Raw genomic sequence first — 25,839 nt, 5'->3', positions numbered from 1 at the left:
TTCCCGGCTCCCTTCGTCGGCAGAGTCGACCGCTGCCGTGCGTCGAGAGCGCGATGACCGGAGAGTCTTTGATGCCTTCCAGTTTAGCCCCGCTGCCCGCGCGCCTTCCTTCCGTCGATAGCCTGTTGCGTAGCCCGGCCTGCCAGCCGTTGGCGGAGCGCTATGGGCGCGAGGCGTTACTCAGTGTTCTACGGCACGTACTCGATGACCTGCGAGAACCCGCTCGGCTGGGGCAGTTGGAGGCCATTGAGCTGATACCCGAGGTGCTGGCTGGCAGGGTGGGTGAGCGTTTGGCGGTGCAGCATCAAAGCCAGGTACGTCGGGTGTTCAACCTGACCGGTACGGTGTTGCACACCAACCTGGGGCGAGCACTGCTGCCGGAAGAAGCCATTCATGCAGTGCAGCAGGCTGCGCGCTATCCACTGAACCTGGAGTTTGACCTGGAGAGCGGCAAGCGCGGCGACCGCGATGACTTGATCGAGGACCTGATCCTTGAGCTGACCGGTGCCGAAGCCGTCACGGTGGTGAACAACAATGCTGCAGCGGTGTTGCTGGCACTCAACAGTCTGGGGGCGCGCAAGGAGGGGATCATCTCACGCGGTGAGTTGATCGAGATCGGTGGCGCCTTTCGGATACCCGACATCATGGCGCGTGCTGGCGTAAAACTGCATGAAGTGGGCACAACCAACCGCACGCATGCGCGTGACTATGAAGCCGCCATCGGCCCGCGCAGCGGCCTGTTGATGCGCGTGCATTGCAGCAATTACAGCATCCAGGGGTTCACCCATCAGGTACCGACCCAAGCGCTGGCGGAACTGGCCCACCGGCATGGTCTGCCGCTGTTGGAGGACCTGGGCAGTGGAAGCCTTCTGGACCTGACGCGCTGGGGGCTGCCCGCCGAGCCGACGGTTCACCAGGCCTTGGCTGACGGGGCCGATATCGTCACCTTCAGCGGCGACAAACTGCTGGGTGGGCCTCAGGCGGGCTTGATCGTAGGCCGCAAGGCGTTGATTGCACAGATCAAGAAGAACCCGCTCAAGCGTGCCCTGCGTGTGGATAAGTTGACCCTCGCTGCACTGGAAGCTGTGCTGGGCTTGTACCGCAACCCTGAGCGCCTGGCTGAGCGCTTGCCCAGCCTGCGCCTGCTGACCCGCCCTCAGGCCGACATTCTGGCGCAAGCCGAGCGCCTGGCACCGGTGCTGGCGCACGCGCTGGGTGAGTTGTGGACGGTCAGTGTGGAGCCCGCACTCGGCATGATTGGCAGCGGCAGTCAGCCTGTGGCCCGCTTGCCCAGCGCCGCCCTGTGTGTGCGCGCACAAGCGTCCAAGCGTTTGCGCGGGCGTCACTTGCTCGCGCTGGAGGCGGCCTTGCGCGCCTTGCCGATACCCGTGCTTGGGCGCATTGATGACGATGCGCTGTGGATGGACCTGCGCCAGTTGGATGACGAAGCAGGCTGGCTTGAGCAGTTGCCGCAACTGCGGCCGGGAGCGATGGCAAGGTGATTGTCGGAACGGCCGGGCATATCGATCATGGCAAGACTGCGCTGCTGGAAGCATTGACCGGGCAGGCAGGCGATCGTCGCCGGGAGGAGCGCGAACGCGGTATCACCATCGACTTGGGGTATCGCTATGCGTCGTTGCGGGCGGGGGCCGAACAGACCGGTTTTATTGATGTACCTGGGCATGAGCGGTTTATCCACAACATGCTCGCCGGGGCGCACGGCATTGACCTTGTGTTGTTGGTTGTAGCGGCCGACGACGGGGTGATGCCGCAGACCCGTGAGCATCTGGCGATTGTCGAGCTGCTGGGTATCCCGAGGGCGCTGGTGGTCATCAGCAAGTGTGACCGCGTCGAGCCTGCCAGGGTGCAGGAGGTGCAGCGCGAGGTGCGCACCTTGCTGGCGCCAGGGACTTATGCGGGCGCAGCTCAATTCGTGGTGTCGAGTGTGTCTGGTAGCGGTATCGAAGCACTGCGTCAGGCGCTCTTGAGCGCGCAGCGTGACGTTCAACGGCGCAGCAGTGCAGGAGGTTTTCGCCTGGCCATCGACCGCGCATTCAGCGTTGCTGGCGCAGGTATTGTGGTGACCGGCACGGCATTGGCCGGACATGTGCAGGTGGGTGACACGTTGCTGTTGGGCAGGGCCGGCAAACCGGTGCGCGTGCGTGGCCTGCATGCCCAGAACCAGGCCGCAGTCGAAGCATGGGCCGGGCAGCGGGTGGCCTTGAACATCAGTGCCGAGCGTCTGGGGGTAGAGCAGACTCACCGGGGTGATTGGCTACTGGCCGAGTGGTTGTATGCCACGACTCAGCGTGTGGATATCGAGTTGCAGTTGCTGGGCGGCGAAACACGCCAGTTTGAGCATTTCAGTTCGGTGCATGTGCACCTTGGCACCCAGGATGTTACTGCCAGGGTCGCTCTGTTGCAGGGGGAATACCTGGCGCCCGGTGGGCGCATGTTCGCGCAACTGCTGCTCAACGCCCCATTGCACGCCGTTCATGGCGATCACCTTGTGCTGCGCGACCAGCGCGCTCAGCGCACCCTCGGTGGCGGTAAGGTGCTGGACCCCTTTGCCCCGGCCAGGCAGCGTCGCAGCCCGGCGCGGCTGGCGCAGTTGCACGCGCTGGCCGAGGCCGAGAGCCTGGAGCAGGCGCTGCCGGCCCTGCTTGCGCAGGGTGCGACCGGGCTGTACCCGCAACAGCTGGAGCGTCAGTTCAATCGCCTGCGCAGCAGTTGGCGTTTACCTGAGGACGTCAGTGTTGTTGCCACGCGCCAGGGCGCACGGTTGTTCGCGACAGCCCATTGGCAGGCGCTCAAGCAGGAGGTGCTGGTGCAATTGGCCCGGTTTCATACGCTGGAGCCGGATCAACTAGGCCCTGACCGTGACCGCTTGCGACGTTTCGTGGCGTTGCCGTTGGAGCGCCCGGTGTTCATCAGCTTGATTGAGGAACTGCTGGCCGCCGGGTTACTTGCCAGCAGTGGGCCTTGGTTGCACCTGCCGGAACACCAGGCGCGTCTGAGCGACGCGGACATGGCGTTGTGGGAGCAGTTGCAGCCGTACGTGCAGGCGTCCGGTTTCGACCCGCCCTGGGTGCGTGACCTGGCCCGTGCAACCCACAGCGAGGAGGCTGCGGTACGGCTGCTGTTACGCAAGATGGCGCGCTTGGGGCAGGTTCATCAGGTGGTGCGCGACCTGTTTTACCCGGACGCCACAGTGCGACAAATGGCGGCTATGCTCATGCAGGTGGCTGCCGAGGACCTGAGTGTGCAGGTGGTGCGTTTTCGCGATGTGCTGGGGATCGGCCGTAAACGCAGTATTCAGATTCTCGAGTATTTCGACCGTGTCGGCTTGACCCGCCGTCTCGGCGACCAGCGTCGCATCCGGAAGGACAATGCGCTGGCCCACGTACCCCGCGACGTATGACAAGGAAGGCAATCGCGCCCGGTGGCGCGGCCGGGCTTCAAACCCGGTTGGGGACGGCAGCCGTTCCCGGGCAGGTTCGACTCCCGCTGCCTTCCGCCAACCTGTAGGTTGGACATCCCCTGCGGGAAGCCGCAAAATATCCGCTTTCCTCTATTTCTGACCGGACCTGCTGACTCTATGCGAATGCGCCTGATGCTGTTGGGTGGTGGAAGTGCCCTCGGGCAAGCGCTGATTCGCCTTGGAGCCGAGGAAGACATCGGCTTTCTGGCGCCGCGTCCGCCGGATAAGGGGTGGGACGCTGCCAGCCTGACCCAGTTACTGGATGACACCCGCCCCGATGCGTTGGTGAATCTGGCTTATTATTTCGACTGGTTTCAGGCCGAGTCGGTCAGCGAGCAACGACTGGCACAGCAGGAGCGCTCGGTAGAGCGTCTGGCTGAGCTGTGCCAGCACCACGGCATTATCCTGGTACAGCCTTCCAGCTACCGCGTGTTCGATGGCTCTCGGGCCACGGCCTACAGTGAGAAGGACGAGCCAGTGCCGTTGGGCCTGCGCGGGCAAGCGCTCTGGCGGATCGAGCAGAGCGTCCGCGCCACCTGCCCGCAGCATGTACTGCTGCGCTTTGGCTGGTTGCTCGACGAAAGCCTGGACGGCGTTCTTGGGCGCTTCCTGACGCGCGCTGAACAGGCTCAGGAGTTACTGCTGGCGGACGACCGGCGTGGAAACCCGACGCCGGTCGATGATGCCGCACGGGTCATTCTCTCCGTGCTCAAGCAGCTGGATTGCGCGGCCCCACTGTGGGGCACTTACCATTACGCGGGCAATGAGGCGACTACGCCGCTCGCGCTAGGCCAGGCGATCCTCAGTGAGGCCTCGCAGCTTCACAAGCTTGCTGTCGAAGCGCCGACTGCACAGGCGCACGCGGCACGCCCGGATGCGGCTGAAGAGCCACAGCACGCGGTGCTGGCCTGCAAGAAAATTCTGCACACCTTCGGTATCAAGCCGCGCGCCTGGCGTGCTGGCCTGCCGACACTACTGGATCGATTCTACCGACATGGCTGATGCACCTATTCTGATTACCGGCGGCGCAGGCTTCATCGGCTCTCACTTGAGCGACGCGCTGTTGGCAAACGGCTACGCGGTGCGGGTACTGGATGACCTGTCCACCGGCAAGCGCAGCAACCTGCAGTTGCAGCACCCCAAGCTGCAACTGATCGAAGGCGATGTCGCTGACGCGGCGCTGGTCGCCCAGGCGGCGGCAGGGTGCCAGGCGGTGGTTCACCTGGCTGCGGTGGCCTCGGTCCAGGCGTCGGTCGAAGACCCGGTGAAAACTCACCAGAGCAATTTCATCGGCACCCTGAATGTGTGCGAGGCTATGCGCCTGGCCGGCATTCGGCGGGTGCTCTTTGCCTCCAGTGCAGCCGTGTATGGCAACAACGGTGAAGGCGAATCGATCAGTGAGGAGACGCCCAAGGCGCCCCTCACGCCTTATGCTGTGGATAAGTTGGCCAGTGAACACTACCTGGACTTCTACCGCCGTCAGCATGGCCTGGAGCCCGTAGTGTTTCGCTTCTTCAATATTTTCGGTCCGCGCCAGGACCCTTCATCGCCGTATTCGGGCGTGATCAGCATCTTCAGCGAGCGGGCGCTCAGCGGGCAGCCCATTACTGTGTTTGGTGATGGCGAGCAGACCCGCGACTTCGTCTATGTCGGTGATCTGGTGAGTGTGATGCTGCAGGCGCTGACGCTTGATCAGGTGGAAGAGGGTGCAGTGAACGTCGGCTTGAATCAGGCCACCTCGTTGAACCAACTGTTGGCTGCCCTGAAAACGGTGGTCGGCAGCTTGCCTGCGATCAGTCATGGGCCTGTGCGTTCTGGCGATATCCGCCATTCGCGTGCAGACAATACCCGTCTGCTGCAGCGCTTCCGCTTTCCCGAACCTACGCCAATGGCCGAAGGCCTTGCCCGGCTTCTGGGGCGCTGAAACAAAAAAACGGCGATTTAATCGCCGTTTTTTTATTAAGGCCAAGCCTTAGAACTTGTAGCCGACACCGACCATGTAAACCCATGGATCGACATCCACGTCGACCTTGGTCTTGCCTACGTTCAGCAAGCTCGGGCCATCGATGCTGGCCTCGGTGTCGATGTCGACATACCAGACCGCGGCGTTGACCAGGAAGTTGTCGGTCAGCATGTAGTCCATGCCCAGTTGGCCAGCCAGGCCCACCGAGTCCTTCAGTTTCAGGTTGCTGAAGCCCTGGGCCTTGCGGTTGCTGCTCAGGTCTTCATCGAAGAACATGGTGTAGTTCAGGCCGATACCGGCATACGGCTGGAACTTGGAGCTCGCGTCAAGCGGGTAGTACTGCAGCGACAGGGTCGGTGGCAGTTGCTTGATGTCGCCCAGTTTGCCGTCCAGGCCTGCGCCCTTGACGCTAACGGTGTGCTGGAATGGCGTCGCCGCCAGCAGTTCCAGGCCAACGTGGTCGGTCAGCATGTAGGCGAAGGTCAAGCCCAGTTGGGTATCGCTGTCCAGCGTCGCTTTGGTGCCGGGAACCTTGTTGCCGTCCAGCTTGAGGTTGCCGCTGTCTTCGTTAGGAGCGGTGGTGATAGCGCCAGCACGCATAATAAATTCACCCGCCTTGTGGGCGTGGGCAACAGGGGCTGTAAGCGCCAGGGCAATCAGCGAGGCGCCAAGCAAGGACTTGTTCATGGAAGCTCCCAAAGGACATTTAGAATGTAATGTGCCAATGGTAAAGAGCCAGCAGCGGGGAGAATTTGACTCAGCTCAATGAAACCGCGATAGCGCTCCAGAGCGGCTCTTATTGTAGTTCATAGGCGTAGATTTTCTCGGCGTCCATCTGATAACCCGCTTCAGCCAGCTCACTGCTCGACGACTGGACACGCATCGGGCCTTCGATCCAGTACGGCTGGTAAAGCTCCTCGACCTTGATGCCGAGCTCACTGACCACATGCACGATCTGGTTGGACGGGGGCGGAGGCACATGAATGCACGCGCCGTAGTAAGGCACCAGAAGGAACTCAGTCGTACGCCCCTCCTCGTTGACCTCCAGCGGTACGATGTAGCCAGGTAGCTTGACCTGCTGACCGTCCAGCGCCTGGACGACCGGCGCATCCGGTGCTTGCTGGTGCGCTGCCGGGGCACTCTCCGCCGCCAGCGCATTGCCCAGTTGTGACAGGTCATGCAAGGGAGCCATCTGCGGCTCGATCACCGGTGCGCCAGGAGGGATCAGCTGTGGCCATTCCAGGGTGCGGGGTTCGCCCGCCCACAGCGGTGTGGCAACCAGTAGCAACAAGAACAGGGCGCGGGCCATAGGTATTGGTCTCATAAGTGAATCGACAGACCGTCCGCCAGTGACTGCCGATAGGCACGCCAAGCGGGCACGCTGCCCATCAATAGCGCGGCGCCCAGGATGATTGCCAGCAATGTCCATTCGTGGCTGCTGGGCCAGGCCAGTGGCAGGTACAGGCCATAGTTGGCTTGCACATACCCTTGGGCCAGGGCGATACCCAGGTAAAGCAGGGACAGGCCTGCGAGTATGCCTGCAACCGACAACGCAAAGGCTTCCAGTACCAGCAGGCCGGCGATGTGCCAAGGGCGGGCACCCACCGAGCGCAGTATGGCCATTTCCCGGCGTCGCTCGTTCAGGCTGGTGAGAATGGCGGTCAGCATGCCAATCAGGCCGGTCAGCACGACGAACAGGGATACCACGAACAGCGCCTGCTCGGCAGTGCTCATCAGGCTCCACAGTTCCTGTAGGGCGACGCCTGGCAGAATGGCCTGCAGTGGTTCATTGCGGTACTCGTTGATCTCGCGTTGCAGAGCAAAGGTGGCGATTTTGTTGTTCAGGCCGAGCATGAACGCGGTAATGGCGCTGGGCGTCAGGTCCATGTTGCGTGCCTGATCGGCGCTTACACGGCCTGCCCCGCGCGCGGGAACACCGTTGTGCCAGTCAACGTGGATTGCTTCCATACCGCCCAGGCTGATGTGCAGTGTGCGGTCTACCGGTGTGCCGGTTCGCTGCAGAATACCGACCACCGTGAACGGCTTGTCGTCATGTTTGACCAGACTGATTGCCGCCACGCCGTGAGCCAGTACCAGCTTGTCGCCCAGGGCGTAATGCAGGGCCTGCGCGACTTCGGCGCCCAGTACCACTTCAAACGGGTCATTGGCAAAGGCGCGGCCTTGAGCCAGTTGCAAGGATTGCTTGTGGCCGTACTGGTAGTGCTCAAAGTAGGCCTCGGACGTGCCCATCACGCGGTAGCCACGGTGCGAGTCACCCAAGGAAATCGGAATCGCCCATTTCACCCGTGGGTCGCTGGCGTAATGCTCATAGCTGTCCCAGCGAATGTTGTTGGTGGCATTGCCAATGCGAAACACCGAATACAGCAGCAGGTTCACCGAGCCGGAGCGTGCGCCGACGATCAGGTCGGTGCCGCTGATGGTACTGGCGAAGCTGGCACGGGCTTCAGTGCGTACGCGTTCCACTGCCAGCAGCAGGCACACGGACAAAGCAATGGCAAAGGCGGTCAGGAAGGCGGTAAAGCGTCGATTGGCCAGGCTGGCTAGTGCAAGGCGTAGCAGGTACATCAGGCCTCCAGGTCATTGGCCGGACGGGCCGCGCGGTTGAGTTCTGACAACGACAGGTGGCGGTCGAACAAGGGCGCCAGGCTCTGGTCATGGCTGACAAACAGCAAACTGGAGCCGGCCGCTCTGCACTCTGCGAACAGCAGGCGGATAAACGCCTCACGACTGTCAGCATCGAGGGCTGAGGTTGGCTCGTCGGCGATCACCAGCTCAGGTTGGCCAATCAATGCGCGGGCTGCGGCGACGCGTTGCTGCTGGCCAATCGACAGGCTGTCGGCACGACGCATCAACAAGGCGGGGTCTTTCAGGCCCAGATGAGCCAGCAGGCTGGCGGCAGCCTGATCGACACTGCCGTAGCGCTCACAGGCCTTGGCTGCGCGAACCTTGGAGAAGCGGCAGGGCAGTTCGACGTTTTCGCGGACCGAGAGAAACGGCAGCAGGTTGAACTGCTGGAAGATGTAGCCGGTATGGTCAACGCGAAAGCGATCGCGAGCGCCTTGCTTGAGCGTGCTCAGCGTCTGACCGAGCAGGCGAATGCTGCCGCGGTCAGGTTGCTGCACGCCGCCAAGCAGGCCGAGCAGGGTGGTTTTGCCGCTACCACTGGGGCCTTTGAGGAACAGCGATTCACCCGCATCCAAATGGAAGGCCGGGATATCCAGCAAGGGTGGATGGCCCGGCCAGGCGAACGCCAGGTCTGTCAACTCGATCAGTGGCTGGTGCATTCAGAGCGCAACCGTGGCCTTGTTCGGGGTTGCTTCCAGGCCTTTCTGGCCATTGGGGCCGATCAACTGCACCGTAATTTTCTGAGTGGCGGGGAAGGTTTTGAACAGTGGGCCCAAATCCAGGTTGGCCAGTTTGCCTGGCTGTTCACAGGTCAGTTGGTAATGGGCGTGGATCTCGCTGTGTTCGTGTTCGTGGGCGGCGTGGTGATCATCGGTGGCGTCATCGTCAGATGGCGCATCATCGAATAATGGGCTTTCCAGGGCTTCGTCGGTTTCCGTGCACTGCGCCGCATTGGCCAAGCCAAACAGTGTCAACGGCTGCTCCAGTTGTTTGCGGACGGCCGCGACCTTGGCCTTGTCGGCCGCACTGTTGGCCGCATGCTCAAACCCCACCAGGTTCATGGCCGGGCTTTCCAGTTCCAGCTCAAGTGTCTTGTCATCGAGCACGACATTGAGATGCGCCACGCCATGCTCGTGGGCGTCAAGGCTGCCATGGGCATGATCATGGTCTTTCTCGGCGTGTGCTGCCGTGAGTGGCAACAGGGCAAACGGCAAGGCGAGCAGCAGACGGCGCATGGAACGGTCTCCGTAGAGGTGGGGCTTGAATCGCAATGTTATAACAAGTTGTCGAGTGGTTGCCAGTGTGCTTGGCGGCAGCCTGTCGCCGTGGGAGCATGGGCTATCGGATGATCTGAAGGAGAGGCCTGTGCGTATTCGTGGACATATTGGTGACTGGCCGGTGGACCTGACACTGGAGCTTGATCCGGCCGAGTGGGCGCAGTTGGGTGGGCATCTGGAACGGGCTCTGCCCGCGACTCCGCCTACCGAAGCCAGTGTGTCGAGCGTGCGTTCGGATGATGTGCAGTGGCAAGCGGCGCTGACCTTGTTGCGTCAGGCCGGGCAGCTCAATGGGCCGGCGTTGTTGGAAGGCTTGGCTGCGCTTGCTGGCAGTGCGGCGGCCGGCAAGCGACTGCTGGTGCGCTTGCGCCACAGTGCACAGGTGAAGGTTGAAAGCGGGGCGGATGCGCCGGTGTATCGCTGGCTTGGATGAGCGTCCGGCGCCTGCCGCGTGTGCAGGCGCCGGCGATAGGCTGCTCAGTACAGCGCTGCAAACAGCTTGCGTCGATAGGTACCCACCAGCGGGTGATCATTGCCGAGCAGGTCGAACACCTGCAGCAATGTCTTGTGCGGCAGGCCACCGTCATAGCCACGGTTGCGCACGAACAGTTTCAGCAGTGCCTCTAGCGCCGCTTCGTATTGCTGGCGTGACAGTTGGTGAATCGCCAGCTGGTAAAGCGCTTCATCATCCTCTGCATTCTGCGCCAGGCGCGTCTTGAGGGTGGCGGCGTCAGGCAAGTCCACCACTTGCCGCAGGAAGGTCAACTGGGCTTTGGCGCCTGCCAGTGCGGCCTTGTGCTCATCGCTTTTCACGGCATCGAGGACGGTCTGGGCTTCGCCCAGCTCACCGCGTTCTGCCAGGCAGCGGGCGTAGAGAATCAGTGCGCCGGCATTGCTGTTGTCTTCAGTGAGCAGTGCCTTGAGGGTGGTCTCGGCTTCACCAAAGCGCCCTTCAGCAAACAGTGCCTGAGCCAGCACCATAGGGTCGGCGGCTGGTGGCGGCGGCATTTGAACATGAGGCTCGAGCAGCGCTCGGATTGCCGACTCGGGCTGGGCACCCGCGAAGCCATCAACCGGTTGACCATCCTTGAACAGCACTACGGTCGGCAGGCTGCGGATACCGAAGCGTGCAACGATATCCTGTTCGATGTCACAGTTGACCTTGGCCAGCAGCAGCTCGCCTTGGTAGCTCTCCGTGATTTGTGCAAGCAGCGGCATCAGCGCTTTGCACGGCGCACACCATTCGGCCCAGAAATCCACCAGCACCGGTTTGTGATGGGAGTTGGCGATCACCAGCTGATCGAAGTTGGCAGCGCTGGCGTCGAAAATGTACGGCGTTTCTTGACTCATCGCGACTCTCGCAAATCCTTGAATGGCAGCACTATAAAGGCTGTCGGCTGGCGTGGTACAGGCTGACCCGGCGGAATTCGTGAGGCTCGGCCAGGTCCGGCAGGGTCAGGGCTTCGAGGACGCCCAGTGATTGATACAACGGGTGGCTGAAGTCGCGTACGCGGGAGTCGGCCACCAAGGCTTCACGGCCGCGGCTGAGGAATTCGTCGAGCAGCGGCAGGTTGGCCCGGTCATAGAGCACGTCGGCGACCAGAATCAGGTCGAAGCGGTCGGCTTCGGCAAAGAAGTCCGTGGAGTAGTTCAGGTTCACCCCGTTCAGTTCGGCATTGGCCCGGCAGGCGTCCAGCGCCAGAGGGTCGAGGTCGCAGGCCACCACTTCAAGGGCGCCGGCCTTGGCCGCGGCAATACCTGCAACGCCAGAGCCTGCGCCGAAGTCGAGCACGCGCTTGCCCTCAACCCACTCCGGTCGCTCGCACAAATAGCGCGCCATGGCCAGGCCGCTGGCCCAGCAAAAGCTCCAATATGGCGGCTCATGGAGGATGCGTCGGGTCTCTTCGGGGCTGAAGGCGCGGTCCATGTTGTCCGCATCGATCAGCCAGAGCTTCAGGTCGCTGCCCGGCAGGTGGCTGGCGACAAGACGCGCATCGCCGAGCAGTTCACTCAATGCCCCTTGCAGTGATGACGGTACTGCCGTCATGGCGCCTTCTCAAAACGCAGCGGCCCAGTGGCCTGGGTGGTTGCCTGGGTAACCCGCAGTGCCGGCAAGTGCAGGATCAGTTGCCCTGACTGACTGGCCCGACCGCGCAGTTCAACACGTGCTCCACTGGGGAAGGCTTCCGGGTTGAAGCGTAAATGAAAGGGCAGTGCCTGACCGTTACCTGCGAGTGAGCTGCTGGCCAGCAAGCGCTGCGGACGACCGCGTTCGTCAATGACCAGCAACGCCAGCTCAACATCGGCGTTGGCCGGTATACCCAGCAGGGTGCCGCTGAGTTCGCGCTGATAGGCCGGCAGAGGGCCGGGGGCCGCAGGCAAGGTGCCGGTGGTCGGGGAGGTTTCTGTCTGCGTCTGTTTGGGCGCATCGCTACTGCAGGCGACGAGCAGGCCGACAAAACTGAGCAGAATGAGTGCTCGAAAGCGCATGAAGAGGTTCCTTGAGGACGTTTCCTCACTGGATGGTAAACCCTTTGGCTTGTCTTGCCAGTGAGATGCGCTACCATGGCCCTCCCTTTTTTTGTTGCCTGCCACCATGCACTGTCCCTTCTGCGGTGCCAACGACACCAAAGTCATCGACTCGCGACTGGTCGCCGAGGGTGAGCAAGTGCGCCGTCGGCGCGAATGCGTCGCCTGCGGTGAGCGCTTTACCACCTTTGAAACCGCCGAATTGGTTCTGCCTCGCTTGATCAAGCAGGATGGCAGCCGACAGCCGTTCGATGAAGACAAGCTGCGCGCCGGTATGCAGCGTGCGCTGGAGAAGCGCCCGGTCAGCGTCGAGCGACTGGAAGCGGCGCTGGCGCATATCAAGCACAAGCTGCGGGCAACCGGCGAGCGTGAGGTCAAGTCGCTGGTCGTGGGCGAATTGGTGATGGCCGAGCTGCAGAAGCTCGATGAAGTCGCCTACATCCGTTTCGCCTCGGTTTACCGACGCTTCCAGGACCTCGATGAATTCCGTGAAGAGATTGACCGTCTGGCCCGAGAGCCTGCTAAAGAGTGATCATGCCCACTGAACGCGCTGTGCTGGATGCTCACTACATGGCCCGCGCCCTGGAACTGGCGCGCAAGGGGCTGTACTCAACCCACCCTAATCCTCGCGTCGGCTGCGTGATTGTGCGTGATGGTCAGGTGGTGGGTGAAGGCTGGCATGTCCGTGCCGGTGAACCGCATGCTGAGGTTCATGCATTGCGCCAGGCGGGCGAACTGGCCCGTGGCGCCTGCGCCTATGTCACCCTTGAGCCGTGCAGCCATCATGGCCGCACACCGCCTTGCGCCGAAGCGCTGGTCAACGCGGGTGTGGCGCGGGTTGTTGCGGCCATGCAGGACCCCAATCCACAGGTTGCCGGTCAAGGCCTGAAGCGCTTGGCCGATGCCGGTATTGAGGTGTCCAGCGGGGTGCTTGAGGCCGAGGCACGCGCGTTGAACCCGGGCTTTCTAAAGCGTATGGAGCACGGCCTGCCTTATGTGCGGGTCAAACTGGCGATGAGCCTCGATGGCCGCACCGCTATGGCCAGTGGCGAGAGCCAGTGGATTACTGGCCCCGCCGCACGCTCGGCCGTTCAACGTTTGCGTGCGCGTTCCAGTGTGGTGCTGACCAGCGCTGAAAGCGTGATCGCGGACAATGCCCGGATGACTGTGCGTGGCGAAGAACTGGGGCTGGATGCGGAAAATACTGTATTGGCGCTGGCTCGCCCGCCGCTGCGGGTGCTGATCGATGGGCGTTTGCGCCTGCCGTTGGAGGCAGCGTTTTATAAGGCCGGTCCTGCGCTGGTGGCGACTGCCACCGCACACGATGAGCGCTATGCTCAGGCGGGCCTGGAGCTGCTGCGACTGCCCACTCAGGAGGGGCGCGTCGACTTGCGTGCATTGCTGCGTGAGCTGGCTGCCCGAGGCGTCAATGAGGTGCTGGTCGAGGCCGGCCCGGGGCTTGCGGGGGCATTTGCGCAGTCAGGGCTGGTAGACGAGTATCAACTGTTCATTGCCGGCAAGTTCCTCGGCTCCAGCGCCAGGCCGCTGCTTGATTGGCCGCTGGCCCGCATGAGCGAGGCGCCGGCGCTGAAAATCACTGAAATGCGAGCGGTTGGCGATGACTGGCGAGTCACCGCGATCCCTGTGCCGACGTCCGGCGTATAATTTTCGGCTTGCGCCACGCGCGGCCTGTTCTCGAGGAGGACTCATGTTCACAGGCATTATCGAATCTATCGGCAGCATTCGCTCGTTGACCCCAAAAGGTGGCGATGTGCGGGTTTATGTCGAAACCGGCAAGCTGGACCTGGGCGATGTGAAACTTGGCGACAGCATTGCGGTGAATGGTGTCTGCCTGACGGCAGTCGAGCTGCCTGGCGACGGCTTCTGGGCCGATGTCAGCCGCGAAACCCTGGACTGCACTGCCTTCTCCGACCTCAAGAGCGGCAGCCGGGTCAACCTGGAAAAAGCCCTGACGCCGACCACCCGATTGGGCGGTCATCTGGTCAGCGGCCACGTCGACGGTGTCGGCGAAATCATATCGCGTAGCGATAACGCTCGCGCCATCCAGTTCCGTGTTCGTGCGCCAAAGGAACTGGCCAAGTACGTTGCGCACAAGGGGTCGATTACCGTCGACGGCACCAGCCTGACGGTGAACGCCGTCGATGGCGCCGAGTTCGAGCTGACAATCGTGCCCCACACCCTGGCCGAAACCATCATGGCCGACTACCGCGCTGGTCGTCGGGTCAACCTTGAGGTCGACCTGCTGGCCCGCTACCTGGAGCGTCTGTTGCTCGGCGACAAAGCCGCCGAGTCGACCAAGGGCAGCGGTATCACTGAAAGTTTCCTGGCCGCCAACGGCTACCTGAAATCCTGAATGAGAAGGGGGTGCCGCGTGGCGCTCAACAGCATCGAAGAACTGGTTGAAGACATCCGCCAGGGCAAAATGGTCATCCTGATGGATGACGAAGATCGCGAGAACGAAGGCGACCTGATCATGGCCGCCGAGGCCTGCAAGGCTGAGCACATCAACTTCATGGCCAAGCATGCCAGGGGCCTGATCTGCATGCCGATGTCGCGCGAGCGCTGTGAACTGCTCAAGTTGCCGTTGATGGCACCGCGCAACGGTTCGGGCTTTGGCACCAAGTTCACGGTCTCGATCGAGGCTGCCGAAGGTGTCACTACCGGTATCTCCGCTGCTGACCGTGCGCGTACCGTTCAGGCTGCCGCCGCGCGTGATGCCAAGGCCGAAGACATCGTCAGCCCAGGCCATATCTTCCCGCTGATGGCGCAAGCCGGCGGTACGCTGGCCCGCGCAGGCCATACCGAGGCTGCGTGTGATCTGGCGCGCATGGCCGGTTTTGAGCCAAGTGGCGTGATCTGCGAGGTCATGAATGACGACGGCACCATGTCCCGTCGCCCGGAGCTGGAAGCGTTTGCCGCCGAGCACGGCATCAAGATCGGCACCATCGCCGACCTGATTCACTACCGGATGATCCACGAACGTACCATTCAGCGGATTTCCGAGCAGCCGCTGGACAGCGAATTGGGCCAATTCAACCTGGTTACCTACCGTGACTCGGTCGAGGGTGATGTGCACCTGGCACTGACCCTGGGCAATATCTGCGCAGAAGAACCGACCCTGGTTCGGGTTCACAACATGGACCCGCTGCGTGACCTGCTGATGGTCAAGCAGCCCGGCCGCTGGAGCCTGCGTGCCGCAATGAGCGCGGTGGCAGAGGCGGGCAGTGGTGTTGTGTTGTTGCTCGGCCACCCGTTGGACGGTGACGTGCTGTTGGCGCATATCCGTGAGACCGCCGACAGCGCTCAGGTGAAAACCCCGACAACCTACAGCACCGTCGGTGCGGGTTCGCAGATTCTCCGTGACCTCGGCGTACGCAAAATGCGCCTGATGAGTTCGCCGATGAAATTTAATGCGATATCCGGATTCGATCTGGAAGTTGTAGAATACGTGCCCTCCGAATAAAGCAGGCGTTTATTGCACTGCGTGTTCGTGACCAAACCTCCCACAGGCCGCGTCGGTGCGGCCTGGCTCTTTAAGATGAGAATCCCGGAATGACTCTGAAGACCATTGAAGGTACCTTCATCGCCCCCAAAGGTCGCTATGCTTTGGTGGTTGGCCGCTTCAACAGCTTCGTCGTCGAAAGCCTGGTGAGCGGTGCCGTTGATGCCCTGGTTCGCCATGGCGTGAGCGAAAGCGACATCACCATCATCCGTGCCCCGGGTGCGTTCGAGATCCCGCTGGTTGCACAGAAAGTCGCCCAGCAAAGTGAATACGCGGCCATCATCGCCCTGGGCGCGGTGATCCGTGGCGGCACTCCGCATTTCGAATACGTGGCAGGCGAGTGCACCAAGGGCCTGGCCCAGGTGTCCATGGAGTTCGGCGTACCGGTGTCCTTCGGTGTCTTGACTGTCGATTCGATCGAACAGGCCATCGAGCGCTCCGGCACCAAGGCCGGCAACAAGGGCGCTGAAGCAGCCCTGTCCGCCCTGGAAATGGTCAGCCTGCTGGCGCAGTTGGAGGCCAAGTGATTAGCGACGAAAGCGATCGTTTCAACCCGCGCGATCCAAAACCTGCGGATGCTGGCAAACCATCGAAAAGCGCCAAGCGTCGCGAAGCCCGTCAGCTCGCGACCCAGGCCCTGTATCAGTGGCACATGGCCAAGCAGTCGCTGAACGAGATCGAAGCGCAGTTCCGGGTCGATAACGATTTCAGCGATGTCGACGGCGCCTACTTCCGGGAGATCCTGCACGGGGTTCCGGTCATGAAGGAAGAGATCGACAAAGCCCTGGCTCCGTGCCTGGACCTGCCACTGGAAGAACTCGACCCGGTAGAGCTGGCTGTGCTGCGGCTGTCCACCTGGGAGTTCATCAAACGGGTCGACGTGCCGTTTCGCGTTGTGATCAACGAAGGTGTTGAGCTGGCCAAGGTCTTCGGTGCCACCGATGGCCACAAGTTCGTCAACGGTGTGCTCGACAAGCTGGCTCCACGGCTTCGTGAAGCCGAAGTACGGGCATACAAGCGCTGATCTCGGCGCTGCTGGCCAATGGGTGAGTTCGAGCTGATCCGTCACTACTTCGCCGCCGCACCGTGTGCGCAAGGTGGCGAAGGAGTTGCCTTGGGCATCGGTGACGACTGTGCCCTGCTGGCCTTGCCAGCGGGCGAACAGTTGGCGGTGTCTACCGACACGCTGGTTGTCGGTGTGCATTTCCCGCACAACAGTGACCCGTTCCTGCTCGGCCAGCGTTCGCTGGCCGTTGCCGCCAGTGACCTGGCGGCGATGGGCGCTACCCCCCTCGCGTTTACCCTTGCCCTGACCCTGCCGGACACGTCGGCGGACTGGTTGCGCGCTTACGCAGAAGGCCTCAATCAGATGGCCAGGCAGTGCAACCTGAGCCTGGTCGGTGGCGATACCACCCGTGGCCCCTTGAGCCTGACCATGACCGTATTCGGCCGGGTGCCTGCCGGGCAGGCGCTGACCCGCGCCGGCGCGCAACCAGGCGACCTGGTGTGTGTGGGCGGTGAACTGGGCAACGCTGCTGGCGCGCTGCCGCTGGTGCTTGCGGAACGTCAAGCCGAGCCGTCGCTGGCGGCACCGCTGCTGGCGCACTACTGGTCGCCAGCACCGCAGTTGGCACTCGGCCAGGCGTTACGCGGCAAGGCGTCCTCGGCGCTGGATATCTCCGACGGCTTGCTGGCTGACTGTGGGCATATCGCCAAAGCCTCTGGCGTGGCGCTGCATTTGCAGGTGGACTCGCTACCGATGAGCCAGGCATTACGCGGCTTTTTGGGGCTGGAGGGTGCGCGTCACGCCGCATTGACCGGTGGCGACGATTATGTGCTGGCCTTCACGCTTCCTGATGCCGAACTCCCGGGGCTGCTGGCCGCCGGCTGGCCGATTCACGTGGTTGGCAGGGTCGAGGTTGGCTCCGGTGTCAGCCTGTACGATCGGGAAGGGCGCAACATCACCCCGGCTGTTCGGGGCTATCAACACTTTAGCGATTAGGGAGACACCGTGACCGATCACCGTAATCAGGTGAAGCCTGTTCCGCCTTCGGTCTGGAGCAACCCTTGGCATTTCATGGCATTCGGCTTCGGCTCGGGTACTTTGCCGAAGGCGCCAGGGACCTGGGGGTCTCTGGTTGCCTTGCCGTTCATGCCCTTGTGGCAAATGCTGCCAGACTGGGGTTACTGGCTGATGCTGGGCCTGACCATGCTGTTTGGTTTCTGGCTGTGCGGCAAGGTTGCCAGCGATTTACGTGTGCACGACCATGAGGGTATCGTCTGGGACGAGATGGTGGGGATGTGGATTACCCTGTGGCTGGTGCCGCAAGGCTGGCAATGGTTGTTGGTCGGGTTCTTGGTATTCCGCTTCTTTGACATACTCAAGCCCTGGCCGATCAGTTGGCTTGATCGGCATGTGCATGGAGGTGTCGGCATCATGATCGACGATGTGCTTGCCGGTGTATTCGCCTGGCTGACGATGCAAGGGCTAGTATGGAGCTTTACCTAAGGAGATAGGGCGATGCAAGGATGCCGATGGTTGCTACTGGTCCTGCTTTTGGCAGGAGGTGTGACGTGGGCAGCAGAGCCCTTGCCGAAAAAGCCTTTGCACGCTCGTTTGGCCAGCGAGGTGTGGCTCGACTACACCAATGCCGACGGCACAGGCCTGGCCTGGGAGTTGCTGCGCAAGGTTTTTGAGCCCGTAGGTGTCAAGGTCAAGACGGCGAGCGTGCCTTACAGTCGCGCCATCGGCCTGGTAAAGCGTGGCGAAGCAGATGCCTGGGTCGGCTCTTATCATGAGGAAAGCGCCGATAATATCTACCCGCGCTGGCACTTTGACCAAGACCATATCTATGCCCTGGGGTTGGCCAGTCGGCCGGTACCTACCCAGGAAACGCTGGGTCAGTTCCAATTGGCTTGGGTGCGTGGTTACGATTTCAACAGTTACCTGCCCTATGTTGACCGTTACCGCGAGGTTCAGCGGCGTGAGGGCATTCTGCCGATGCTTGAGTATGGTCGCGTCGATTTCTACATCGATGCCCTGACCGAGGTCGACTATGTGTTGTCGCAGGCGCAGAATCCGTCGGCATTTCGGCGTACCCACCTGGCTGAACTGCCGTTGTACCTGGCATTTGCCAAAACCCCGGAAGGCCGTGCCCTCAAGGAAATTTTCGATCAGCGCATGGATGAGCTGGTGCCAAGTGGCCAGTTGCGCGAGATATTCACGCGCTGGAAGCAGCCGTATCCGTTCTAGGTTGCCCTCAGATCGTCAAGGCGCATCGAACTTTTCGATATGTCTGCACAAAAATTCAGCATAAGCACCGGTGCCACGCTGCTGTTACAATCCAGTCCACGTCAAATATTCACGTTATTTCAGGAGCACAAGGTGCCCGTCGTTTTCGTTGCTGCCTCCAAGCTGCCTACACCCTTTGCCACCTTCACCATGCATGGTTTTCTCGATGAGGCCACCGGTCGCGAGCACGTGGTGCTCAGTCTGGGTGATGTGGCCGACGGCGCGCCGGTACTGGGACGCCTGCACTCCGAGTGCCTGACGGGCGATGCGCTGTTCAGCCAGCGCTGCGATTGCGGTTCGCAGCTGGAAGCGGCGCTGCAGGCGATCGCTCATGAAGGGCGCGGTGTATTGCTGTACTTGCGTCAGGAAGGTCGCGGCATTGGTCTGTTGAACAAGATTCGCGCCTACGAGCTGCAGGATGGCGGTGCCGATACGGTTGAGGCCAATGAGCGTCTGGGTTTTGCTGCCGATCAGCGTGACTACGCCATGTGCCTGCCGATGCTTGAGCACCTGGGCGTGAAGTCGCTGCGCCTGATGACCAATAATCCGCGCAAGGTGAAAGCCCTCACTGCGATGGGTATCGCGGTGGCTGAGCGAGTGCCGTTGCATACCGGCCACAACCCGCACAATAAACACTACCTGGCCACCAAGGCCGGCAAGCTTGGCCACATGATGGGCAACGAGCATCAGGGTGAGGTTGGTCGGGCGTGACCCGGGCTCAGGTTCGTCGCCGTCTCAGCATTGCCTGGTGGCAGCATCTGCTGATCGCATTGGCGCCGTTGTTTGTCTTCAATTGGGCGTTCGGTGATCGTGAAGCGTTGCTGCCAATCCTCGCCATGCCGATGTTCATCGCCAGTGTTTCTTCGATGTTCCTCAGCCTGCCGCGCTTTGGCGCTTACAAGCACGGGCTGATTGCAATGGAGAAGGCGCTGAACAGCGAGGCGGAGCCTGCGGCCTGGATTGAGCTGGCGCGCGTACGCCGGGTGGCCATGCTCTATGCCTGCTTGCCGGCCTGGCTTGCGGCTGTGTCGGTATTCGTTGGCTTGGAGGCCGTGCCGCAGATTCTGTTGGCGGTCTCAAGCGTGGTCGTGCTCTACCTCTACCGTATTCCGCGTCAGCTCGGCTGATAGGTCGGCAGGCCTATTGTCGTCATGGCCGCTCCTTGCGGAGCCGACCATGACGATAGGGCGTCAGAGGCCCAACAACTGAAGGCGCTGACGTACTGCTGCTTCGATTCCCGCTGCATCCAGACCACATTCAGCAAGCATCTGTGCCGGTTTGGCGTGCTCGACATAAATGTCAGGCAGGCCCAGGTGCAGGATCGGCTTGATCAGGTTCTCGCGGGCCAGGAATTCACCGACAGCCGCACCGGCGCCGCCCATGATGGCGTTCTCTTCGATGGTCACCAGCAGCTCGTGCTGGCCAGCCATCTCACGTACCAACGCCTCATCCAGCGGTTTGACGAAACGCATGTCAACCACGGTGGCATCGAGCTGTTCGGCAACCTTGAGTGCTTCGGCCAACTGAACACCAAAGACCAGCAAGGCGACGGTGCGGCCTTGGCGGCGTACTACGCCCTTGCCGATTTCGAGGGGTTCAAGGTCGTTTTCAATCGGCGTATTCGGGCCGGTACCGCGCGGGTAGCGCACCGCTGCCGGGCCGTTGTACAGGTGACCGGTGCTGAGCATTTTGCGCAGTTCGTTCTCGTCGCTCGGGGTCATCACCAGCATGCCGGGGATGCAGCGCAGGAACGACAGGTCAAAGCTGCCCGCATGCGTCGGGCCGTCTTCGCCGACCAGGCCGGCGCGGTCGATGGCAAACAAGACGTCGAGGTTCTGTACCGCAACGTCATGAATCAGTTGATCATAGGCGCGCTGCAGGAAGGTCGAGTAGATCGCCACCACGGGCTTGGCGCCTTCGCACGCCATGCCGGCGGCGAGGGTGACAGCGTGTTGCTCGGCGATGGCCACATCGAAGTAGCGCGCTGGGAAACGTTCGCTGAAGGCCACCAGGTCCGAGCCTTCCTTCATGGCTGGGGTGATGCCAACCAGGCGTGGGTCAGCCGCAGCCATGTCGCACAGCCACTGGCCGAATACCGCCGAATACTTCGGCCCGCTGGGTTTCTTCGGCGCAGCAGCCGGTGCATCGACCGGCTCAAGCTTGGTAATTGCGTGATAACCGATCGGGTCGACTTCGGCCGGCCTGAAGCCTTTGCCTTTCTTGGTGACCACATGCAGGAACTGTGGCCCCTTGAGGTCGCGCATGTTGCGCAGGGTGGCAATCAGGGTCGGCAGGTCGTGGCCGTCAATCGGGCCGATATAGTTCCAGCCGAGTTCCTCGAACAGGGTGCCGGGTACCAGCATGCCCTTGGCATACTCTTCGGTGCGGCGAGCGATTTCCCAGGCGCCGGGCAGGCGCGAAAGCACTTTTTTACTGCCTTCGCGCATGCTGGCGTAGGTGCGGCTGGAGAGAATCTTGGCCAGGTAGTTGGACAGGCCACCGACATTGCGTGAAATCGACATGTCGTTGTCGTTGAGAATCACCAGCATGTCAGCGTTGACTTCCTGCGCATGGTTGAGCGCTTCGAAAGCCATGCCGGCGGTCAGTGCACCGTCGCCGATCACCGCAATGGACTTGCGCGCCTCGTTCTGCAGGCGAGCGGCGATGGCCATGCCCAGTGCGGCACTGATCGAGGTGCTTGAGTGGCCGACGCCAAAGGTGTCGTACTCGCTCTCGGAACGACGTGGGAAGGCCGCAATACCGTCCTTCTGGCGCAGGGTATTCATGCGCTTGCGTCGACCCGTGAGGATCTTGTGCGGGTAGGCCTGATGGCCCACGTCCCACACCAGCCGGTCATCCGGGGTGTCGAAGACGTAGTGCAGGGCGATCGTCAGTTCGATGACGCCCAGGCCGGCACCGAAATGCCCGCCGGTCTGGCCAACGGTATAGAGCAGCTCCTGGCGCAGTTCGTCGGCCAGGCTCTCCAGATCGGCTTCAGCCAGCCGGCGCAGGCCAGCGGGCGTATCAGCACGGTCGAGCAGCGGCGTGACCGGGCGTTCGCGGGGAATCTCTTGAAACGTCGTGGGCATCAGGCGAATCATTATAGGTGTGAAGAGGCGGCAGTTTACCTTATTGCGGTGATGGCTGCCCATGGCATGGTGCTTCTGCGACACCTGTGCATCGTCTTTCGCGGGAGCCGGTCCTGCCAGCGATATGTCTTACCGCTGCCAAGGCCGGCGCCTACGTGAAGTGCACTCAGTTCTTGCGTTCTACGATGTAACGGGCCAGATCGCGCAGTGGTTCGGCCGCGCCGTCGAAGGCTTCCAGCGCCTGCAGTGCTTGATCGCGCAGTTCCAGCGCGTAGGCTTTGGCGGCATCCAGGCCGAGCAGCGCCGGATAGGTCGGCTTGTCGCGAGCGATATCCGCGCCTTGGCGTTTGCCGAGGGTGGCCGTGTCGCTTTCGACGTCGAGGATGTCATCCTGTACCTGAAACGCCAGGCCGATTGCCTGGGCGTAGCGTTGCAGTGCCTCCAGCTCGGTGCTGCCGGCACGGGCGCTGGCGAGAGCACCCAGGCGCACGCTGGCTTCGATCAGGGCGCCGGTCTTGTGCCGGTGCATGAATTCCAGCGCTTGCTGGTCAAGCTTCAGGCCCACTGAGCCCAGGTCGATGGCCTGGCCACCGACCATCCCGGCCGGGCCGGCAGCCAAGGCCAGCGTCTGGACCATGGTCAGGCGGTTGCTGTCGCTTTGCGGGCTCAGGCGCGGGTCGAGCAAGGCGCTGAAGGCCAGGCTTTGCAGGCCATCGCCTGCAAGGATCGCGCAGGCCTCGTCGAAGGCTTTGTGGGTGGTTGGCTGGCCACGGCGCAGGTCGTCGTCGTCCATGGCCGGCAGGTCATCGTGAACCAGTGAATAGGCATGGATCAGTTCAACCGCACAGGCCGCGCCGTTAGCCTGTTCGGCTGGCGCCCCCAAGGCTTCGCAGGCGGCATAAGCGAGCAGCGGGCGAACCCGTTTGCCACCGTTCATTACGCTATAGCGCATGGCGGCGTAGAGGCGGGTGAGTTCGGCCGAAGGGGCGACAAACAACTGTTCCAGCGCCGCATCGACACGGGCCTGGCAGGTGGCTTGGTAGCGGGCGATCATTCCGGCTGCTCTGCGCTGAAGGGTTCGGCGGCCAACTCACCATCGCGCTCGAGGAGGATCTGCACTTTCTGCTCGGCCTGTGCCAGGGCGCCCTGGCAGTCACGGGTCAGACGGATACCTTGCTCGAAGGCGGTCAGCGAGTCTTCCAGCGACAGTTCGCCGTTCTCCAGGCGTTCGACCAGGGCTTGCAGGTCGGCGAGGGATTGCTCGAAATCAACGGCGGCTTTTTTCCGGGCCATGGCGGCTGTCTCTGTGGCGGTTTAAACGGCGCGACACTAGCAGAGCGGGGCAGGGGGAGCAAATCAGTGCCGATGATCTTTCGTCGCATTCTGTTGCATAAAGCCTTTGTTCACTATCTTGCTTTTTCTGTGAGCCTGTCATTGTGAGGGGTTGTGGCTCTCTGCCATAATTGCCGCCGTCTTGCGCTACGGCGTTGCCCGGCAAGGCTCTCCCTTCCTGATGTCGCGTAATGGACTACGTTGTGAGCTTCCTTTCGATCGAGTTCGGCCTCTGCTTCATCCTGTTCTTCGCTATTTACTGGAGCCTGTGCTGGAGCGTTCGTTTGCAGAACGTCATGCTTCTGGCCGCCAGTTACGGCCTTGTTGCCAGCTTCAGTCTGAATTCTCTCTATATCCTGCTGGGGTATACAGCGCTGGTCTATCTGCTGGGGCTTCTGGGTGCGCGTTATCCGGGGCGACGCTTCAGTTACGGGCTGGTTGCGCTGCTGGTGCTGGGGTGTTTCTACCTCTTCAAGTACCAGGAGTTCCTCGTCGGTGGCGTTCAGTCGGCGCTGGCCGGTGCCGGGCTTGATGTCTCGCTGCCTATTCTGGAAGTGCTGCTGCCTATTGGCCTGTCGTTCTACACCTTCCATTCGGTCAGCTACCTGGTGTCGATCAACCGGCGCGAGATGAGGCCCGCGCCGGTGTTTGATCTGGCCCTTTACCTGGCGTTCTTCCCGAGCCTGATTGCCGGGCCGGTGAACCGTGCTTCGCACATGCTGCCGCAGATTCAGGCCGGGCAGATGCGTCAGGTGCTGGAGCCACAGCGTGCATTGGGGCTGATTGCGTTGGCGGTGGTGAAGTTGTTCTTCTTCAGCGCCTGGCTGGCCAGTGAGTGGGTTGATCCGGTGTTCGAGACGCCCAGCAGCTATTCGGCCGAGCAGATCCTGCTCAGCGTCTACGGCTACAGCTTTCTGATCTACTTCAACTTCAGTGGCTACACCAACCTGGTGACCGGCATTGCCTTGTTGTTGGGGTTCCGTTTGCCGGACAACTTCAATGCGCCCTATGCCGCGAACAACCTCAAGGAGTTCTGGGGCCGTTGGCATATCAGCCTGTCGACCTTTATCCGTGACTACGTGTACATCCCGTTGGGCGGCAACCGTCAGGGCGTCTGGCGCGGCAACCTGAACATGCTGCTGGCCATGCTGATCTCCGGGCTTTGGCATGGCGCGAGCATCAACTTCATTATCTGGGGGGCGCTGCACGGCCTGGGTTTGGCGTTGTACAAAGCCTCGACCTATTGGTTGCCGCAGCCGATGCGTTGGCCGGGGGCGGGTATCGCCGCACGCTTGCTGACCTTCCACTATGTGGCGTTTGCCTGGATTTTCTTCCGTTGCGCCAGCCTCGATGATGCCAAGGACATGCTCGCCGGTATTGCTGGCTTGCGTCTGGAGGCACTGTTCTCGCCTACGGGCGCCCTGTTGCTGGCCTGTGTGGTGTACATCGCGGTCTACCGGCAACTGATCGCGCTTCTGCGCCAGCTCTTCGCCGCCACCACGCGCCTGCCTTGGCAGTTGTACCCCGTTCCGCTGGGGGTATTCATTTCCTTGGTCATCTTTGCATCGCAGTCGGGCGTTCCGGGGTTCATCTATGCCAGTTTCTAGTGCCAGCAAGCTGTTCGAAACGCAGGTGGGCGCGGCCAAGGTGCTGTATGCCATTGTGGTGACTACCTTGCTGTTGTTCTGGTTCAACCAGGACTCAATCCGCCTTTACTGCGAGCAGAAGTACCACCAGGGCTGTGAACTGCCGCTACTGGGTCAGAGTGCTGCCTGGCGGATGGGCAGCAACCTGACTCAGGCCTTGGGCAGTGCCCGTGACAGTTTTATCGAAAGCCTGACCCAGCCTGCACCGCCAGCATTGATTGCGCAGGCTCCCGTCAGCGAAACTGTGACGATGCCCGCTACGGTGCCTGTCGTGCCGGTGAAGCTGGATGGCAAGCATGCGACCCCGGTGCATGCCGCTCCGGCACATCAGAGCGCCAAGCCAGTCAAGGTGGCGGCGACGCCATTGCCTGCGCCCATCCCGCAGCCAGTACAACCGATGCCGGTGACCCTGTCGGCGGGCGATGAAGTCTTTCTGGTCGGCGATTCGCTGATGCAAGGGGTGGCGCCGCACCTGGCCAATACCTTGCACAAGCGTTACCAGATCAAAAGCGTCAACCTCAGCAAGCAGAGTACCGGGCTTGCCTATCCGGGCTTTTTCAACTGGCCACAGACGGTGGCCAAGACCTTGCAAAGCCAGCCGAACATTCGCCTGATGGTGGTGTTCCTAGGGCCGAATGACCCTTGGGACATGCCGGTTGCCAAAGGTAAGCCGTTCCTGCGCTTTAAAACTGCCGAGTGGGAGGAGCAGTACCGTCAGCGTATTGATTCGATTCTTGAGCAGGCGCGTGCGCATGATGTGCAGGTGATCTGGGTTGGCCCGCCGAACATGCAGAAAGCCAAGCTGTCCAGCGCCATGGCCTACCTGAGCACGCTCTATGAAACCCAGACCAGGCTCTACCAGCAGCATTATGTCTCTGCTAACGGCGTGTTGGGTTACAAGGCTGATGAGTTCTCCTACACCTTGCAGGATGACCAAGGCAAACGGGTCAAGACCCGGGTCGATGACGGCATTCACTTTACCCCCACCGGGCAGAAGCTCATTGCACAGCAAGTGCTGTCGATGATTACCTTCCCGGGTTTGACCGTGACGGAACACTGAA

The 25,839-nt window shown here is 61.7% G+C and carries 29 protein-coding genes and 1 tRNA gene; 19 read left to right on the top strand and 11 right to left on the bottom strand.

The annotated features are described in order from the left end of the window. The first annotated feature begins 71 nt into the window (after window positions 1-71). The 5 genes from selA (at window position 72) to ACZ9H3_RS12875 (ending at window position 5,405) form a co-directional block, all read left to right on the top strand. Complete coding sequence (selA, locus tag ACZ9H3_RS12895) at window positions 72-1,502, top strand: L-seryl-tRNA(Sec) selenium transferase (protein ID WP_476221030.1); 1,431 nt, start codon at window positions 72-74, stop codon at window positions 1,500-1,502. After that, a complete protein-coding gene (selB, locus tag ACZ9H3_RS12890) occupies window positions 1,499-3,421 on the top strand; it encodes a selenocysteine-specific translation elongation factor (protein WP_476221028.1) in 1,923 nt (640 codons plus the stop codon). Before selA ends, selB begins: the two co-directional genes overlap by 4 nt. 3 nt (window positions 3,422-3,424) lie before the next feature. Beyond that, window positions 3,425-3,520 (top strand) — tRNA-Sec (locus tag ACZ9H3_RS12885). 78 nt (window positions 3,521-3,598) lie between these two features. Beyond that, window positions 3,599-4,483, top strand: coding sequence for a sugar nucleotide-binding protein (locus ACZ9H3_RS12880; protein ID WP_065759182.1), 885 nt, complete (start codon window positions 3,599-3,601; stop codon window positions 4,481-4,483). After that, window positions 4,476-5,405 carry an NAD-dependent epimerase/dehydratase family protein gene (locus tag ACZ9H3_RS12875; RefSeq protein ID WP_102051715.1) on the top strand — a complete coding sequence of 310 codons (930 nt, stop codon included), beginning with the start codon at window positions 4,476-4,478 and terminating at the stop codon, window positions 5,403-5,405. Before ACZ9H3_RS12880 ends, ACZ9H3_RS12875 begins: the two co-directional genes overlap by 8 nt. Window positions 5,406-5,453: 48 nt before the next feature. On the opposite strand, the gene ACZ9H3_RS12870 is transcribed toward ACZ9H3_RS12875, so the two are convergent. From ACZ9H3_RS12870 to ACZ9H3_RS12850, 5 genes are all read right to left on the bottom strand, one after another. Next, window positions 5,454-6,131, bottom strand: a complete 678-nt coding sequence (locus ACZ9H3_RS12870) for an OmpW/AlkL family protein (RefSeq protein ID WP_102051714.1) — start codon at window positions 6,129-6,131, stop codon at window positions 5,454-5,456. A 109-nt stretch (window positions 6,132-6,240) separates the two neighbouring features. Continuing rightward, entirely contained in the window at window positions 6,241-6,753 is a 513-nt protein-coding gene (locus ACZ9H3_RS12865; RefSeq protein WP_065759179.1) for a DUF3299 domain-containing protein, read from the bottom strand. An 11-nt stretch (window positions 6,754-6,764) separates the two neighbouring features. Further along, a complete protein-coding gene (locus ACZ9H3_RS12860; protein WP_454240227.1) occupies window positions 6,765-8,030 on the bottom strand; it encodes an ABC transporter permease in 1,266 nt (421 codons plus the stop codon). Continuing rightward, window positions 8,030-8,749 (bottom strand): ABC transporter ATP-binding protein, encoded by a 720-nt coding sequence (locus ACZ9H3_RS12855; RefSeq protein WP_476221026.1) that lies wholly within the window; start codon window positions 8,747-8,749, stop codon window positions 8,030-8,032. Before ACZ9H3_RS12855 ends, ACZ9H3_RS12860 begins: the two co-directional genes overlap by 1 nt. After that, window positions 8,750-9,325 carry a DUF2796 domain-containing protein gene (locus tag ACZ9H3_RS12850; RefSeq protein ID WP_476221024.1) on the bottom strand — a complete coding sequence of 192 codons (576 nt, stop codon included), beginning with the start codon at window positions 9,323-9,325 and terminating at the stop codon, window positions 8,750-8,752. It abuts the gene before it with no gap. Window positions 9,326-9,455: 130 nt separating this feature from the next. Between ACZ9H3_RS12850 and ACZ9H3_RS12845 the strand changes: the two genes are divergently transcribed. Then, entirely contained in the window at window positions 9,456-9,800 is a 345-nt protein-coding gene (locus ACZ9H3_RS12845) for a hypothetical protein (RefSeq protein WP_330522792.1), read from the top strand. 44 nt (window positions 9,801-9,844) lie between these two features. Here the strand turns inward: ACZ9H3_RS12845 and trxA are convergent, their stop codons facing one another. From trxA to ACZ9H3_RS12830, 3 genes are read right to left on the bottom strand one after another with little or no spacing between them, the layout of a single operon-like run. After that, window positions 9,845-10,717, bottom strand: coding sequence for a thioredoxin (gene trxA, locus ACZ9H3_RS12840; RefSeq protein WP_330522791.1), 873 nt, complete (start codon window positions 10,715-10,717; stop codon window positions 9,845-9,847). A gap of 31 nt (window positions 10,718-10,748) precedes the next feature. Beyond that, the gene (locus ACZ9H3_RS12835) at window positions 10,749-11,414 is read right to left on the bottom strand and encodes a class I SAM-dependent methyltransferase (protein ID WP_476221022.1); all 666 of its coding nucleotides are present in this window, start codon (window positions 11,412-11,414) and stop codon (window positions 10,749-10,751) included. Continuing rightward, a complete protein-coding gene (locus ACZ9H3_RS12830) occupies window positions 11,411-11,857 on the bottom strand; it encodes a YbaY family lipoprotein (RefSeq protein WP_102051706.1) in 447 nt (148 codons plus the stop codon). Before ACZ9H3_RS12830 ends, ACZ9H3_RS12835 begins: the two co-directional genes overlap by 4 nt. 106 nt (window positions 11,858-11,963) lie before the next feature. Between ACZ9H3_RS12830 and nrdR the strand changes: the two genes are divergently transcribed. The 11 genes from nrdR to ACZ9H3_RS12775 all read left to right on the top strand — a co-directional run bounded on the left by nrdR (window position 11,964) and on the right by ACZ9H3_RS12775 (window position 19,838). Next, window positions 11,964-12,428, top strand: a complete 465-nt coding sequence (gene nrdR, locus ACZ9H3_RS12825; protein ID WP_065759210.1) for a transcriptional regulator NrdR — start codon at window positions 11,964-11,966, stop codon at window positions 12,426-12,428. A gap of 2 nt (window positions 12,429-12,430) precedes the next feature. Then, on the top strand, window positions 12,431-13,561 hold the full coding sequence (gene ribD / locus ACZ9H3_RS12820; protein WP_476221019.1) for a bifunctional diaminohydroxyphosphoribosylaminopyrimidine deaminase/5-amino-6-(5-phosphoribosylamino)uracil reductase RibD: 1,131 nt from the start codon (window positions 12,431-12,433) through the stop codon (window positions 13,559-13,561). A gap of 43 nt (window positions 13,562-13,604) precedes the next feature. After that, window positions 13,605-14,270 carry a riboflavin synthase gene (locus ACZ9H3_RS12815; protein ID WP_065759170.1) on the top strand — a complete coding sequence of 222 codons (666 nt, stop codon included), beginning with the start codon at window positions 13,605-13,607 and terminating at the stop codon, window positions 14,268-14,270. Window positions 14,271-14,288: 18 nt separating this feature from the next. Beyond that, window positions 14,289-15,380 carry a bifunctional 3,4-dihydroxy-2-butanone-4-phosphate synthase/GTP cyclohydrolase II gene (gene ribBA / locus ACZ9H3_RS12810; RefSeq protein ID WP_065759169.1) on the top strand — a complete coding sequence of 364 codons (1,092 nt, stop codon included), beginning with the start codon at window positions 14,289-14,291 and terminating at the stop codon, window positions 15,378-15,380. 89 nt (window positions 15,381-15,469) lie between these two features. After that, window positions 15,470-15,946 carry a 6,7-dimethyl-8-ribityllumazine synthase gene (ribH, locus tag ACZ9H3_RS12805; protein WP_065759168.1) on the top strand — a complete coding sequence of 159 codons (477 nt, stop codon included), beginning with the start codon at window positions 15,470-15,472 and terminating at the stop codon, window positions 15,944-15,946. Beyond that, entirely contained in the window at window positions 15,943-16,443 is a 501-nt protein-coding gene (gene nusB, locus ACZ9H3_RS12800; RefSeq protein ID WP_065759167.1) for a transcription antitermination factor NusB, read from the top strand. The genes ribH and nusB overlap by 4 nt, the downstream gene beginning before the upstream one ends. Window positions 16,444-16,461: 18 nt before the next feature. Then, window positions 16,462-17,421 (top strand): thiamine-phosphate kinase, encoded by a 960-nt coding sequence (gene thiL / locus ACZ9H3_RS12795; protein WP_065759166.1) that lies wholly within the window; start codon window positions 16,462-16,464, stop codon window positions 17,419-17,421. A gap of 9 nt (window positions 17,422-17,430) precedes the next feature. Next, on the top strand, window positions 17,431-17,928 hold the full coding sequence (locus tag ACZ9H3_RS12790; protein WP_065759165.1) for a phosphatidylglycerophosphatase A family protein: 498 nt from the start codon (window positions 17,431-17,433) through the stop codon (window positions 17,926-17,928). A gap of 12 nt (window positions 17,929-17,940) precedes the next feature. Further along, entirely contained in the window at window positions 17,941-18,672 is a 732-nt protein-coding gene (locus tag ACZ9H3_RS12785; RefSeq protein ID WP_065759164.1) for a substrate-binding periplasmic protein, read from the top strand. Window positions 18,673-18,804: 132 nt separating this feature from the next. After that, window positions 18,805-19,422, top strand: a complete 618-nt coding sequence (gene ribA, locus ACZ9H3_RS12780) for a GTP cyclohydrolase II (RefSeq protein WP_065759163.1) — start codon at window positions 18,805-18,807, stop codon at window positions 19,420-19,422. After that, window positions 19,419-19,838, top strand: coding sequence for an MFS transporter (locus tag ACZ9H3_RS12775; RefSeq protein WP_065759162.1), 420 nt, complete (start codon window positions 19,419-19,421; stop codon window positions 19,836-19,838). Before ribA ends, ACZ9H3_RS12775 begins: the two co-directional genes overlap by 4 nt. A gap of 63 nt (window positions 19,839-19,901) precedes the next feature. Here the strand turns inward: ACZ9H3_RS12775 and dxs are convergent, their stop codons facing one another. The 3 genes from dxs to ACZ9H3_RS12760 all read right to left on the bottom strand — a co-directional run bounded on the left by dxs (window position 19,902) and on the right by ACZ9H3_RS12760 (window position 23,093). Beyond that, window positions 19,902-21,800 (bottom strand): 1-deoxy-D-xylulose-5-phosphate synthase, encoded by a 1,899-nt coding sequence (gene dxs / locus ACZ9H3_RS12770; protein ID WP_476221015.1) that lies wholly within the window; start codon window positions 21,798-21,800, stop codon window positions 19,902-19,904. A 166-nt stretch (window positions 21,801-21,966) separates the two neighbouring features. After that, entirely contained in the window at window positions 21,967-22,854 is an 888-nt protein-coding gene (gene ispA / locus ACZ9H3_RS12765; protein ID WP_476221013.1) for a (2E,6E)-farnesyl diphosphate synthase, read from the bottom strand. Continuing rightward, on the bottom strand, window positions 22,851-23,093 hold the full coding sequence (locus ACZ9H3_RS12760) for an exodeoxyribonuclease VII small subunit (protein WP_065759159.1): 243 nt from the start codon (window positions 23,091-23,093) through the stop codon (window positions 22,851-22,853). The genes ispA and ACZ9H3_RS12760 overlap by 4 nt, the downstream gene beginning before the upstream one ends. A 242-nt stretch (window positions 23,094-23,335) precedes the next feature. Between ACZ9H3_RS12760 and ACZ9H3_RS12755 the strand changes: the two genes are divergently transcribed. After that, complete coding sequence (locus ACZ9H3_RS12755; RefSeq protein WP_476221011.1) at window positions 23,336-24,739, top strand: MBOAT family O-acyltransferase; 1,404 nt, start codon at window positions 23,336-23,338, stop codon at window positions 24,737-24,739. Further along, on the top strand, window positions 24,726-25,838 hold the full coding sequence (locus ACZ9H3_RS12750) for an SGNH/GDSL hydrolase family protein (RefSeq protein ID WP_476221009.1): 1,113 nt from the start codon (window positions 24,726-24,728) through the stop codon (window positions 25,836-25,838). Before ACZ9H3_RS12755 ends, ACZ9H3_RS12750 begins: the two co-directional genes overlap by 14 nt. Window position 25,839: the final 1 nt, after the last annotated feature.

It is taken from the genome of Pseudomonas sp. TE3910 (assembly GCF_056279025.1).
The sequence above is the reverse complement of the archived record's forward strand: the minus strand, read 5'-3'. Positions and strand labels throughout refer to the sequence as shown.